This is a genomic window from Acinetobacter sp. ANC 3882, from assembly GCF_022549545.1.
GTDB lineage: Bacteria > Pseudomonadota > Gammaproteobacteria > Pseudomonadales > Moraxellaceae > Acinetobacter.
In genome coordinates, this window is record NZ_JAKZGB010000007.1 from 61134 (window position 1) to 75824 (window position 14691).

The 14691-nt window shown below is 40.9% G+C and carries 12 protein-coding genes; 3 read left to right on the forward strand and 9 right to left on the reverse strand.

All coding sequences use genetic code 11. The features are described 5' to 3' along the window. Positions 1-129: 129 nt before the first annotated feature. Complete coding sequence (dps, locus tag MMO42_RS13280) at positions 130-627, forward strand: DNA starvation/stationary phase protection protein Dps (protein ID WP_241320863.1); 498 nt, start codon at positions 130-132, stop codon at positions 625-627. Positions 628-684: 57 nt separating this feature from the next. Here the strand turns inward: dps and rapA are convergent, their stop codons facing one another. From rapA to MMO42_RS13310, 6 genes are all read right to left on the reverse strand, one after another. Next, positions 685-3522, reverse strand: a complete 2838-nt coding sequence (gene rapA, locus MMO42_RS13285; RefSeq protein WP_241320864.1) for an RNA polymerase-associated protein RapA — start codon at positions 3520-3522, stop codon at positions 685-687. A 143-nt stretch (positions 3523-3665) separates the two neighbouring features. Continuing rightward, positions 3666-4310, reverse strand: a complete 645-nt coding sequence (locus tag MMO42_RS13290; protein ID WP_241320865.1) for an RluA family pseudouridine synthase — start codon at positions 4308-4310, stop codon at positions 3666-3668. Between the two features lie 143 nt (positions 4311-4453). Further along, positions 4454-4870, reverse strand: coding sequence for a heme-binding protein (locus MMO42_RS13295; RefSeq protein ID WP_241320866.1), 417 nt, complete (start codon positions 4868-4870; stop codon positions 4454-4456). Between the two features lie 353 nt (positions 4871-5223). Beyond that, positions 5224-6522: a glutamate-1-semialdehyde 2,1-aminomutase gene (gene hemL / locus MMO42_RS13300; RefSeq protein WP_241320867.1), complete on the reverse strand. Its 1299-nt coding sequence runs from the start codon at positions 6520-6522 to the stop codon at positions 5224-5226. Positions 6523-6604: 82 nt separating this feature from the next. Beyond that, the gene (gene thiE / locus MMO42_RS13305; RefSeq protein ID WP_241320951.1) at positions 6605-7216 is read right to left on the reverse strand and encodes a thiamine phosphate synthase; all 612 of its coding nucleotides are present in this window, start codon (positions 7214-7216) and stop codon (positions 6605-6607) included. A gap of 153 nt (positions 7217-7369) precedes the next feature. Continuing rightward, positions 7370-7741, reverse strand: coding sequence for a DUF962 domain-containing protein (locus tag MMO42_RS13310; protein ID WP_070076818.1), 372 nt, complete (start codon positions 7739-7741; stop codon positions 7370-7372). A gap of 177 nt (positions 7742-7918) precedes the next feature. Between MMO42_RS13310 and MMO42_RS13315 the strand changes: the two genes are divergently transcribed. Continuing rightward, positions 7919-9376 (forward strand): CYTH and CHAD domain-containing protein, encoded by a 1458-nt coding sequence (locus MMO42_RS13315; RefSeq protein WP_241320868.1) that lies wholly within the window; start codon positions 7919-7921, stop codon positions 9374-9376. A gap of 390 nt (positions 9377-9766) precedes the next feature. Here the strand turns inward: MMO42_RS13315 and MMO42_RS13320 are convergent, their stop codons facing one another. Next, positions 9767-10399 (reverse strand): hypothetical protein, encoded by a 633-nt coding sequence (locus tag MMO42_RS13320; RefSeq protein WP_241320869.1) that lies wholly within the window; start codon positions 10397-10399, stop codon positions 9767-9769. Between the two features lie 105 nt (positions 10400-10504). Between MMO42_RS13320 and MMO42_RS13325 the strand changes: the two genes are divergently transcribed. Then, positions 10505-10888 (forward strand): DUF3144 domain-containing protein, encoded by a 384-nt coding sequence (locus MMO42_RS13325; protein ID WP_005145099.1) that lies wholly within the window; start codon positions 10505-10507, stop codon positions 10886-10888. Between the two features lie 43 nt (positions 10889-10931). Here the strand turns inward: MMO42_RS13325 and MMO42_RS13330 are convergent, their stop codons facing one another. Together MMO42_RS13330 and MMO42_RS13335 are read right to left on the reverse strand one after the other, a co-directional pair. Next, a complete protein-coding gene (locus tag MMO42_RS13330) occupies positions 10932-13700 on the reverse strand; it encodes a pitrilysin family protein (protein WP_241320870.1) in 2769 nt (922 codons plus the stop codon). Between the two features lie 144 nt (positions 13701-13844). After that, positions 13845-14663: a PhzF family phenazine biosynthesis protein gene (locus tag MMO42_RS13335; protein WP_241320871.1), complete on the reverse strand. Its 819-nt coding sequence runs from the start codon at positions 14661-14663 to the stop codon at positions 13845-13847. Positions 14664-14691: the final 28 nt, after the last annotated feature.

A 14691-nucleotide genomic window follows, 5' to 3' on the forward strand; every position in this document is an offset into this window, starting at 1 on the left:
ATGATAAGCAAACTTACAAAAGCCTAGAAAATGAAAACACTTAAGTGCTGATTCAAGGGATAAGCTAGTGATGAATCGAATGGTTTTTATTCACTATATTTCATCACATTATAATTGAATGAGGTAACTATGAGTTCTTCAGCAGCAAAAGCTTTAAAAGTATATACACGTAATAATTTAGATGGCTCGATTAAAGAGGCTACAGTAAAAATATTAAATCAGATCCTTGCCAACTTGATTGATCTTTCATTACTCACCAAGCAAGCGCATTGGAACATGAGGGGGAGCAACTTTATTGCGGTACATGAAATGTTGGATATGTTCCGTACTTCGCTGATCACCCATTTAGACAATGTCGCAGAGCGTGCGGTTCAAATCGGTGGAACAGCGTTAGGAACAACGCAGACTGTTGCGGAAACATCGCATCTGAAAGCCTATCCTGTCGCCATTCACGCGGTACAAGATCACTTAAAAGAACTGGCAGATCGTTATGGTGTGGTCGCCAATCACTTACGTGACACCATTGAAGAAATTCAGGATCCAATTTCCGAAGATATTCTGCATGCGGCACTCGAAGATCTGGATCAATATTTATGGTTCTTGGAAGCCAATATCGATCAAAACTAAGTTTATTCACGGCAAAAAAAAAGAGGACCATTCAAGTCCTCTTTTTTTATGCCTAGGTTATGGCTTAACCACAACCAAGACCTGAATCGCTTCTGGTGTCACAGATAGGCCGTCCAATAGACCTAAGCCTTCTTTCTGGAATTTCTGTAAACGCTCAATCTCATCTTCACGAATACTTGGGTTAAATTGCTTGAGATAAGTTAAACGGTCAATCTCGTATTGCCATTTGCCGCTGTAATGCTCTTTGGCTTGTTGCATCAATTCTGGCAAAGAGGTTTTAGCAATATCTAAAGCTTGCGCATAGCGGGTTTCAATCACGTCACGACGCGCTTTCACCACTTGACGGCAACTATTGCCATCGAGATGATGCAGGTACGGACGTAAAATGCTTGGATCAATCTTGGCAGACAAGTCCTGACCATTTTCACTGAGCAACACACGAATCAATTGCTTCGGTAAGCTGGATGGCAGGTTCAATGCTTTTGGTGCAACCACATCGACCTTAAACCAGACTTCCAATAACACCGAACCTTGTTTCAATGCATTGGATTTCAGTAAGGCAACATTGGTACTACCAAATGATTGAGTACGGATCATCTCCATCACACTTTCAATAAATGGATGTTCCAAGGTCAAATATTGTGCATCTTCACGGATTTGTGCCTGATCACGATAGAAGGTCGCAGTCATGCCTTCTTCGTCTAAGGTAATTCCTTGAACTTGCATTTGATCAGTCGGCTTAATGATTACCGTACCGTTGCTTTGCTCATCAAAATCGATATTGGTTGATGACATGAAACGCTTCACGAACATTGGTAAAGTCGTGTTGTCATCATAATCTTCAAGGGCTTGCACAATGCCTTGCGCCACAACTGGACGACATGAATTGTACTCGAGCAAACGGTCACGTCCTGCTTGCAACTCTGCTTCCAGTGCTTGACGTTGTACATTCACTTCTTCAAGTAAATCTTCAAAAGTCTGACCTTGATCTGCCAACAAGCAATCTTTTAACTCAACAATAAAATTCTCTTGTAGCGTTTGCGCGGTTGGAGAAATACTGCTGAAAATATTGAGCGCTTCGTTGTACCAACGGAACATGCGCTCTTGCGCTGTGCCAATTAAATACGGCACATGAATCTGAATACGATTCTCTTGACCAATACGATCCAGACGACCAATACGTTGTTCAAGTACGTCAGGGTTTGCAGGTAAATCAAATAAAATTAAATCACTGGCAAACTGGAAATTACGTCCTTCTGAACCAATTTCAGAACACAGCAGGATTTGCGCACCATAACTTTCTTCAGCAAAATATGCCGCTGCTTGGTCACGCTCCAACAAACTCATGCCTTCATGGAACATCGCGGTACGAATGCCTGCATGTAGACGTAATACATTTTCCAATGCTTCAACCACAGGTCCACTACGCGCGATCAATAACACTTTTTTATGTTTTAAATCTTTACGCAGCACTTCCATCAACCAAAGCACACGCGGATCATTTTCCATCCATGCGCCATCAAGTTGACCTTCTTCTGGCCACATTTGCTCACGCATTTTGCCATCGAAAGACCAGTCTTCTGGTGCTGGCAATGGCGCAGGTTGGCAATCACGACCAGGGAAACCCTGAATTGCTTCACGAGTATTACGGAATAAGATACGACCTGTACCATGACGGTCTAATAATTCATGAATCGCACGCATACGATGTTCAGGCTGATCATCAATACGATGACCCAACAAGCCTTCCAATGCAGCCAAATGCTCTTCTGTTAATGCTTCATCTGACATCAACACTTCCGCAATTTTTGCGGTTTGTTGATATTGTTCTTCTTCATCAAGGAAACGATCAAGACTGCTGAAACGTTGCGGATCAAGTAAACGTAAACGCGCAAAATGGCTTTCAACCCCTAATTGCTCAGGTGTTGCGGTGAGCAGTAATACACCCGCCGTTTGTTCAGACAACTCTTCGATTAAATCATAGCGATCATTACCGCCTTCTTCTTCGCTCCACATCAAGTGATGCGCTTCATCGACCACAAGCAAATCAAAACCTGCTTCAATCGCTTGCTCACGCAAGTCATCATGGTCAACCATCAGATCGACACTGGCAATAATGCATTGTTCAGTCAGGAATGGATTTAGATCAGGATCGTGCTCTTTAATCGAAGCAGTACGGGTTAAATCAAACAGAGAGAATTGCAGATTGAAACGGCGACGCATTTCAATCATCCACTGATATTGCAATGAATCTGGTACTAAAATCAGGATACGTTCTGAACGGCCTGTTTTCAGTTGCTGGTGGATAATCAAACCAGCTTCAATGGTTTTACCTAAACCCACTTCATCCGCTAACAAAACGCGTGGTGCAAAACGTTTACCGACTTCATGTGCGATATACAGTTGGTGTGGGATCAAACCAACACGAGCACCCAAAAAACCGCGTAAAGGACTGGTATGCATTTGTGCTTGCAACAACATCGCTTCAATACGCAGGTCATACCATTCTTTATAATCGACTTGGCTTGCTAACAGACGCTCTAAAGGTTTTGACAGCTGGATTTGCGCACCAATACGAGTTTCATTCAGTGCCTTGCGCTCTTGTTCGCCATTGTCTAAGTTGCGAACAACATCATAACGAAGAACACCATGACGGTCTTCAATCGACTCAACAATCCACTTGATCCCTTCTTGGTCTTGCACTTCATCTTTCACATTGAAGATGATACGAGTTAAAGGCGCGTTGTTCCGTGCATAAACACGAGTTTCATCACTTTTAGGGAATAAAATGCTGATAGAACGTTCATCTACATCAATAAGAACCCCTAGACCGAGTTCAGTTTCTGTATCTGATAACCAACGTTGACCAATAGCAAATTGCTGCAATTTTTCCACCTTTATCTCATGTTAGCCTACATATTTTATGCCCTGACTCAATTAAAAGTTAAGGCATTTTATGTAGTTTTAAGCGATGTATTTTGACACAAAGCGCAACCAAATAGCGTGCATCACATCGTGTTTCATAAAAAAGTTTTAGATTAAAACGGTACAGAACAATCAAATGTCAGTTGTGCACCTGTTTTAGGATGAGTGAAGCTTAACTGCGTTGCATGTAAGCACAAACGCGCATAAAGCTGTTGCTGTTCGGGTGTGGCATATAAGGTATCACCAAGAATCGGATGACCTAAATATTGCATATGCACACGGAGCTGATGTGAACGGCCTGTAATTGGAATTAATTTAACTCGGGTGACCGCTTGTCCTTGAATCTCTAAATGTTCGATCGCTTGCCATTCTGTTAATGCAGGTTTGTGATAAGACGCATCAACGATATGTAAGGGTGGACGGCTTGGATCATAAATCACAGGAATATCAACTGTGCCCTGACCTTCTAAATGCCCTGCAACCAAAGCTTGATAAATTTTTGAGGTTTGACGGTCTTGAAACTGACGTGAAATAGTACTTTGTCCAAATTTGGACAAACCAAATACCAAAATGCCAGAGGTATCACGATCTAAACGATGAATCAGTAAGGTTTTTGGTTCTAATTCTAATAAACGATTGATCAAACAATCTTGTAAATCAGGTGTTTTTCCCGGTACGGTGAGCAAGCCTGCAGGTTTATGGATGACCATAAAATCTTCATCACGATGAATCAAATGTTCAGTTAGAAAATCATTCAAGGTAGCCTTCCAACGACTGGATGAAAACAAGCGGGCAATCATAAAAAGCTTGGGGCTGAATTACAATGCATGACACGTATTTTTACTGATTTTTTTTCGTGTTTCTCTCGATATTTCATCCAGAATCGAATTTAAATGATGATTTAGCTCTGTTGCGCTAAAAATTGTTGAATTGCATGCTGGGCAATTTCTGCATCTTGAAAAGATTGTACGCCTGAAATACCAACAGCTCCGACGACCTGCCCTTGATATACAATCGGCTCACCACCTTCTAACATGCCTTTTGCTGCATTGATCGTTAAGAAGCCGATTTTACCATCACGGATCATATCTTCTGATGCCTTGGTTGTTCTTCGGCTGACCGCGGCAGAATATGCTTTTTCTTGACAAATCGCTGTCGATAATACCGATGCACCATCCATGCGCTTCATCATCAACAGCGTTCCACCGTCATCAACCACTGCAATGCTGACATTAAAGCTGTGCTCTGTTGCATATTGCAATGCTGCATCAACCAGAATGTCTACATCAGCGGAAGCTAAATAATGTTTAGTTTTCATGTTTTACTCCATTCCTATGAGTTTCTTATAAAACGCTTATTTAAAATATGATATCTCGCAACGCCATCCACAGCCTGCATAAGCCAAAATGTTCTCACTTTGGTGCAGCCGAAGACAACCGCAAAGATAGTGGATTATTCAAGCATATTTTAGCTTGCAGTACAGTAAAGATTCTTTATCTTTACTGCTATCCGTAGCTGAGATTTATTATATAAATAGATAGAAACTTCGTAGGATTCCGTTCCGATCAAACATTATTTTTAAATCCATTAAGGTCTCTTTTTATTCAGATCAACCTAAACCGTTGCCATAAAAAAGCCCGAACAAATCGGGCTTCTGTATGCATCACAACGTTATTTCATTTCAGCAAAGGTTTCTTTTGCTGCTTGAATCGTCTCTGCAATGTCTTGATCTGAATGCATCGATGAAATAAATCCTGCTTCAAATGCAGATGGTGCAAGATACACACCACGCTTTAACATGCCATGGAAAAATTTCTTAAATGCATCAACATCACAGGCCAACATTGAATCAAAGCTGGTAATGTCATCTTGATCAGTGAAATACAAACCAAACATGCCACCCACTTGCTGAGTCTTAAATGGGATACCCGCTTCGTCTGCTGCGGCCTGTAAACCTGCAAGTAATTTGGTTAACTGTGCAGCCAGCTTGTCATAAAACTCAGGCTCTCGTAGATGCTTGAACATCGCAATACCTGCACGCATTGCCAATGGATTCCCTGACAATGTACCTGCTTGATACACACCGCCTAAAGGCGCGATGCATTCCATGATTTCACGTTTACCGCCAAAAGCACCCACAGGTAAGCCAGCACCAATGATTTTGCCCAAAGTAGTCAAGTCAGGTTTAACCTTATAGACCGATTGTGCACCACCTAAAGCAACACGGAAACCTGTCATCACTTCATCAATAATAAATACTGATTTGTATTCATCACAGACATCACGAATCGCTTGCAAGAAACCATCGATTGGCGTCACCAGATTCATATTGCCTGCAACAGGCTCAATGATTACACCGGCAATCTCATGACCAAATTTGCTAAAGCATTCTTTCAACGCTTCAATATTGTTATATGGCAACGTTAATGTATGTTTAGCAAAATCAGCAGGTACGCCTTTTGAAGTTGGCTCACCTTCGCCTAAAGTCAGTAAACCCGAACCCGCTTTGACCAATAATGAATCTGAATGACCGTGGTAACAGCCTTCAAATTTGACAATCTTGTCACGGCCTGTATAACCACGTGCCAAACGAATCGCAGTCATGGTCGCTTCTGTGCCTGAGCTGGTCATACGAACCATTTCAATTGAAGGCATGATTTCGCAAATCGTATCTGCCAGCGTGGTTTCGTGCACGGTTGGTGCACCAAAACTTAAACCATCTTCTGCTGCGGTTTGTACCGCTTGAATAATATCTGGATGTGCATGACCTAAGATCATTGGGCCCCATGAACCGACATAGTCCACGTAACGCTTGCCATCAACATCCCATAAATACGCACCTTTGGCCTTTTCAATAAAGACAGGCGTACCACCAACACCGTTAAATGCACGCACTGGTGAGTTAACCCCACCTGGAATATGTTTACTTGCTTGTTTAAATAACTGTTCTTGCTTTGGAGATAAACTCATAAAAGACTCAACCTAGAATCAAGGACAAGGAACGCTGTCGTTCCGAGAAACAATGAAAGCTCCGCAAAGCGGATGCATATAATTAGTCAAATAACGTTGCCCATGCATGTACACGAGCAGGAATTTCGGCTGTTGATCGCCCTAATATATCACTAATTACTGCACAAAGGCTCGCCCCTGCCTCAATCACCAATTGAGAGTTTTCAACGGTCAACCCACCAATGGCACAAATCGGCAGATCAAATTTTTGCTTGGCTTGTTTGATCACTTCGATCCCGACATTACCCGCTTCAGGTTTAGTTGAGGTGGCATAGACCGCACCAAACGCCACATAGGTTGCCCCATCAGCGATTGCTTTTTCAGCCAAATCTAGTGAATTTAGACATGTACGGCCAATGATCACACCTTGCGGCAAACACGCGGCTGCATCACTTATTTCACCATCAGATTGCCCCAGATGTACGCCTAGACCAAATTGTTCAGCCAGTGCCAAATCATCATTAATCACAAACGGAACTTGATGTTTTTCACAAAGTGTTTTTATCTGCTCTACTTCACTTGGCTGATCTGCTTTTGCCACTTTCTTACGGCGATACTGCAAAATGGCAATATGTCCTGTTGCCAAGGCAACATCTAGTTTTTCGAGCAAGAGCTGGATTGGATCATCGTTGGTAATGAGGTAAAGACCGCGCATGAACGTTTCACTATTCACTATAATTACATTAGCTTCAGAGTATATTTTCTTGCTTAAAATTTAAAGGGAGGCAGTGTATTTACATCATTAATTGCTATAAATCAGAACAAATAAAAAAGCTGCCAAAGCAGCTTTTAAAATATCAACCGAATTTTAAGAATCAATTTTATCAAACTGGCGATCGATCAAACTTAAACGACCACGCGCAACATCAGACAGCATACGCCAATCTGAAATGAAGCTATAAAGCGGCTGTTTAAAGCTAGCAGGCTTATTATGTTCAAAGAAAAAATGCCCCACCCAAGCACATGCATAGCCTGATACCAAACCATATAAAGCATATTTTGCCTGACGTTTACGAATGGCTTTACTAAAGAAATATAAACCAATCGAGCTGCCTGCGACATGCAAACGACGGCTGGCAATACTGCGATGTTCTGTTAAATAAAAGTGATAAAATTCATCATAGTTTTTAATAGGTAATGAAAATTCCACTGGCTTGGTAATATTCGCTGGTGCATTCATTTTTGGATCATCCTAATCGTGCAAGACTCTCCACACGTTAATGCATTTTTTGTACAAAATAAAGTCATTGCGTGCCATCCTTTACTTGCTTAAAACAACTTTACAATGATTTTTGAGATCAACAAGTTATACTAAGTTTTGTATCTAGCATTCTCGATGGTCAGGAGTCATAACATCATGGAAATAGAGCTAAAATTTCAACTCCCTGAATCTAAGAAAAAAAGTGTTTTACAGGCCTTAAGCAAACAAAAAGCACAGAAAATTCGATTGCAAGCAAAATACTATGACACCGCTGACCGTTTGCTTGCTAAAAATTATGTGGCCATTCGCCTGCGCCAAGAGGGTGAACATTGGGTGCAGACCTTTAAAGCAGCCAGCAAAAACCATTTACAACGCATCGAAGAAGATATCTATCTAGGTAAATGTGCCCAAGAACCTGAACTTGATCTGTCTCTCTACAAACATAATCAAACCGTTCAAACTGTACTTCGTGATGTTTTAGGTGAGCAACCTTCTGAACTACAGTTGCAGTTCCAAACTGACGTACAGCGTACCTTTCATGTATTCGAGTTTGAGGGTTCTCAAATTGAGGTCTGTTTAGATGATGGTGAAATCAGAACCCCAACTGATCGTGCCAAAATCTGCGAAGTTGAATTTGAGTTAAAACAAGGATCAGCACAAGGCCTGATTAATTTTGCCAAAACGTGGGTAGATAAATATCAACTTTGGCTGGATGTGCGCAGTAAGGCCGAACGTGGCAATTTACTGGCCGTTGGCAAAGCGGTATCCCCTGCCACCAAAGCGAAATTACTAGACTTAGATACAGATGTTCGTGCTGAACAAGCCCTTAAACTGATTATCGAAAATACCCTAAATCATATCCTGCCAAATGCAGCTGCAATCGCTGATGGTGTAGCAGAAGCTGACCATATTCACCAAGCTCGTGTTGGTTTACGTCGTTTACGTTCAGCTTTAAAACATTTTTCTAATTGGTCGGCACATATTGATCCGAATTGGGAAAATCAATTGGCTGATATTTTTAGAGCTTTGGGACAATCACGTGATAATGATGCGATTCAAGATTCCATCATTCCTTTAGTAAAAGAGGTTTGTGATTTTGATTTCCCATTCCCAGAGAGTGCTGACAGTCGTGTTTCTCAGTTATTAAGTCACCCTAAAACCACACAGCTATTTTTAGCATTATTCAGCTTTACTTATAGTGAGCATGAGTCTAAGCCTAAACTTTCAAAACAAGCCGCGAAAAGCTTAAGCAAGCTTTACCAAAAGATTCTAAGAGATGCCGCCCAATTTTCAAGCTTAGAAGTCGAACAACAACATCGTACTCGTAAACGCGTTAAACAGCTGCGTTATTGCATCGACTTTATTGCTGGGATTTATCCTGAAAAACAAGTTCAGCAATTTTTGAATAAGCTGCAACCTATTCAAGAATATTTAGGTTTTTATAATGATCTGTTTGTCGCTGGGCATATCTTTGAACAACAGGCTGCGAAGCATTCACAATTTTTATTTGCTTTAGGTTGGGTTAAAGCTCAACAACCGCATGTGGCCAAAAAAGCGAATAAAAAGCTTCAGACCCTATCTGCTCAGGACGCTTTTTGGGATGAGAAGCGATAGCTGCATAAGGTAATCGTTCTATAACGGAAACCACATTACACTGCTATCGTGCTAGCGGCATGGATGCCGCCACAAATAATCTAAGTCCTACAAAAAGCGGATACTCGGAAACGTCATCAGCAACCTGAGCAAGTCAAAGCGACTAAAGCTTTGACGTAGTGCAAGACAAGCAAAGTACGTAGTCTATACTCAAGCATAGCTTTCTGCTTACGGTGCGACAAAGATTATTAATCTTTGCTATTCGCACCTCAGGTTTTGCCTACTTTGTCCGAAAACAAAGTAGGAAATCGCCTACGCGAAAACATCCAAACTTTATATAGCTCTTGTGGCTGTGCTATTATTTTTTTAATGAAAATTAGAGTGTTAAACTATTTATTCAACTTAAATCATTTACCGATACTTCCCAAAAATCTTCCATGTACCATTATCTGCAATCGGATCACTATAACGATCATTCCGCTGCTTACGTGGCTTATCCCGTGCATCCACCAATTTAAAATGTGGCTCAACACTCAAAATCATGCCATTCATATAAAAACGAGTCCGCGTATATTCACTTTGCCCATGCTGAAACACATAAGTCCTTAAATCAATAAACTCACGATGTGCCACCAAAGCAGCGGTATCATCACTTCCCAACCATTCTTGCATTGCAAAGATCTGATCGGTCTCAAACTGCCCGCATTTTTCTAACAAAGCAGCCACACCTCGGAAAGTTTTAGACTCTTTGGCAGGTGTTTTATTAATACGGATTCGATCGACATGAAAGAAAAACAACAGCAAATTTAAATGACTTGGTAAATGAATCGCATCCATCATCCCATCTTGCATAAATGGCTGGCATAACTGCTGTGCTCTTTCGATCAGCGGTTGCCATTGTCGGTAATATTCATCCACATCAGCTTGCAAGCCATAATAAATCGGCAAGCCTTCAACATGCTCTAAAGATTGCGGCGGATAGATATGTTGGCGTAATAAGGCAATATCTGTTTTTAAGCTTTGAATCGAGATTGCATCTTGCATAGTGATTATTCTAATTGCTTAGGCTATTTTAGATTAAGGCAAAGGTTTAGTTTCGACAAGGCTTTGTCTATAATAAGGTGTCTTTACTTGTCGCTGGAAAATATCATGTCTCAAAAAATTAACGCCACCGATGTGACGGATGAAGAAGCTTTAAATGCGGTGTTTTTTGAGCGTGCAGATGAATTTATTAAACTTGCCAATGATTTCTGCCGACCACCCAAAGGTCAGCAACCAAAGCCAGAAGAATTACGTGGCCAAGTCAGCGCAGCGATGTTATTTGCCACTGCCCGCTTTAATACATGGGTCGCAGCCAATAACTTTAAAGATGGCAATGAAATGCGTGAGGCCAAAGAGCAAGTGATGTCTTATCTGCTGCAACAATTCCAAATGATGCTGGAAGATAATTTTGACGAATATTGTGAACAGTTTGAAAACTACTTACGCTTCCGTAAGAATGAAGATTTTCATGCACATAAACACGATCATTAATCGTTAAAAGAAAGCCACCTGATCGGTGGCTTTCTTTTATTGCTTATTTCAAGTCTTGTGCTTGACCATATTGGTCAGCCATCACTTCTACAAACTGATCAAGTTTGATGTATTTTTTAATTGCAGCATTCACATCTTCTTTGCTTAGTTTCGCAAGCTCCTGATCACGCTCGGCACGATCCAACAGCGTTTTGTTACGCTCTAACTGACCTGTCAACATGCCATGAATATTGCGCTCATCTTCTAAAGCAGTCACTCGCTTCTTCATGATATCCGCTTTCGCTGCTTCCACTTCCTGCTCGGTCACACCTTTACTTAACAGCTCATTTAGAACTTTATGTACAGATTGCGATACTTGTGCAGAACGACCTGAAGTGTAGTTTGCTGTGATACTTAAAGTACCATCATCAACGTCTGGATCAAGATCTAAACCACTACCAAAACCATAGACCAGAGCATTTTTCTCACGTAACTCTTGCGCCAAACGAGATGAAAGCTGTGAGTTACCTAAAACATGACTGAGAATAATTAAAGCAGGCGCATCTTTATGGTACGAACCGACGGGTAATGCTAAAACACTTTGGTAGGTACCAAACTCACGTTGTTCAGATAATGCATGCACTTTTTGTGCTTTATACACCGTATATTGCCCGGTCACTTTGGTGAATGGCTGTTTTGCTTTCCAAGAACCAAAAGCGTTCTGCAAAGTCTTCTGCATTTTCTTGGCATCAAAATCACCCGTCACCGCAATTTGTGCATGATCTGTCACAAAGAATTGATCATAGAATTGTTTCACTTGTGGCTGAGTTGCTTCACTAATCTGCTTCTTCGCAAGCTCAGGTTCAAAGTGATAACGTATATCACCTGGTTGATAGATTTCCAGAATCTTAGATAAGGTCATCGATGACACAACGGCTGGTTCTGTATATGGACGATCCAGTACAGACAAACTTTGATTTTTTGCCAGATCAAACTCAGTTTGCGAGAATTTTGGCTGTTTCAGGACATCGACAATAAAGTTAAAGAAGTCTTCGAACTTGTCTTTTTTCGCTTGAACAACGATGGTAAAACCATTGCCATTTGAACTGACCGATGCACCACCACTCGCCGCAATCGCCTTATCGGTAATTTCCTGCAAGGTATGTTTCTCAGAACCACGCAGCATCAAATAGCTGGCTAAATCTAAAGTGACCCCTTTGCCAAATAATGTTTTTTCATCACCAAAATCTAAGCTAATGGTGGCATAAGTTTTATCGTCACGTGTCGGGGTTGGGAATAGCGCGTAGCGAATGCCATTCTTTAATTCACCACGTTGAATTTTCTGTTCATTTTTTTGCAATTGCTGAGCAGACTGAGCCATGAACTGAGTCACTTCCTGCTTATAAACATTTGCATCTTTTAATGGCTCAGGCTTTTCATCGCTTTGATCTAAAGTTTTTGGCTTCTCTTCAGCTTTCATGGTCATCGCTTTCTTTTGATCTTCTGGCGTCGGTAAAATATCGCCTGAAATACGATGTGAAGAGACTAAAAATTCTTTTAAGGTTTTATTTGCATCATTCAGCTTTAAGTCTTGAACAGCTCGTAAATCTTTAAAATATTGATCCCATTGACCATACGATGAAACTGCATAATCGCTTAGGCGTGAACCTAGAGCGACTGCATCATTGGCAATGGTGTCCGCGGTATTTTGCGTAATATTTTTGATGCGCTGTAATTCTGCTTCCGTGAATGGCTGGCTGTTTTCAACACCAGTTTTGAGTGCTTCATCGACCTTTTTCGCATCGTGATTCGGTGCATAAATTGCCCCCATGAAAACCACATTAAAGTCTTGATCTAACCATGTGGTCGATTGCACTGCGGTACTGATCCCTGTTTCCACCATACTTTTATACAAGGTACCGCTTGGCTGCATGGTGTATAACGCTGGCGCGAGCGCTAAAGTCGGTTGTAACGGGGTATTTTTTCCATTCATATAGACATGGAATTTAGCCAAATCGCTACCCTTTTGCACCGTAAACTGACGCTGTTCAATTTTGCTTGAATCAAGGACTGGCACTTGAACTTGTGCAGGCACTGGACGTGCTGGAATTGGACTGAAATACTGATCAATCTTGCTCAATACTTCGGTCTTATCAAATTTACCTGAGATCACCATGACTGCATTGTTTGGTGCATACCAAGTTTTATAGAACTGATTTAACTCATTTAACTGAATCGACTTTAATTCTGGTAAATCACCAATCGGCAAACGACCTAAATATTGGTTGCCATAAGCGGCTTTCCACATTTGATCCATTAATACCGCAAACGGCTGATCCATACGGATTTCACGTTCACGTTTTACGATTTCAATTTCAGAAGGTACAAATTTTTCTTGCAGCACCAATTTATCCATACGCTCTGATTCAAGGTACAGAATTTCATTCAGTGCATTTTTTTCAGGACGAACAATGTTCAAGTATTTGGTCGCGTAATAATCGGTACTGGCATTGGTCATCAACGTATATTGATCCAAACGACGTTGAAACTCGTCACCCTTCACATTTTGCGTACCTTTAAATGCCAAATGTTCTAATAAATGTGCAAGTCCGCCTTTACCTTTCGGATCATTCAGCGAGCCAGTCAAATAAACCGTATTTACATAGACTTTATTTTCTTTATCATTTGGTGCAAGAATAACTCTGAAACCGTTATCTAATTTATATTCTTCGATATTTTTTTCACTTTTTACGAGCACTGTCTGAGACCAAGACGTCGTACTCAACCCAATCAAACAAAGCGAGAGAGTAAGCTGCTTAAACCGCATTAACATAATTTATCCAAGTATTTATGGTGATTTAAATAATAGAGACAAGCTATGGTAGAGAATGATTCGCATTTTTAATAGTTATGTTTTGAAAAAAGCTGTTTATTTAAACAGCTTTTATCTTTGTTTTTACACAATTTAAGTTACAAATCAGATTGTCAGTTCGCCTTGCATATACAATTTTGCATAACCTGAGATTTCAATGCGCTGTTCAGATTCAATTACGCAATCCAAAATTCCGCCACGTGCAGATGCCTGAAATGCAACCAGCCTAGTTTGATTCAACTTTTCAGCCCAAAGTGGCACAATCGCTGTATGAATTGAACCCGTTACTGGATCTTCTGGAATTCCAATTGCAGGTGCAAAATAACGTGATACACAATCAAACTGCCCCTCACCTCTGGCTGTTATCGCCACGTCTGGCTGAGATGCTGTAATTGCAGTACGCACTTGCCCAAGCTGCTTTAACTTTTCAAGATCAGGCTGCTCATCCAATACATCCTGTACGCTCTCATACTCAACAATATAGGCCTGAGCATTACGATAGACCGCTCTAAATGGTTTGGTTAAACCTTCTCGAAGTACTTGAGGATATTCAGACACCAACTCAGCTTTACGAATCGGGAAATTCATTTTAATTTTGCCATCAGTATCTTGGCTGACGATAAAAATACCAAGATCACGTACATGAAATTGAATGGTTTTTGCCGTAGTAAAATCCTTAAATAAAACAAAAGCACTGGCTAAAGTCGCATGTCCACAAAAAGCAACTTCATCTATAGGTGAAAACCAGCGAATCTCAAAATTACTCTGATCAAGTGTTTTGACAAAGGCTGTTTCTGAAAGATTATTTTCCATGGCAATATTTTGCATCAAATGTTCATCTAACCATTCATCGCCCACGATCACAGCCGCTGGATTGCCTTTAAATAATTCTTGGGTAAAGGCATCCACTTGATACATCTTCATGACACAGTCCTCTCGCTATTGTTCAGTT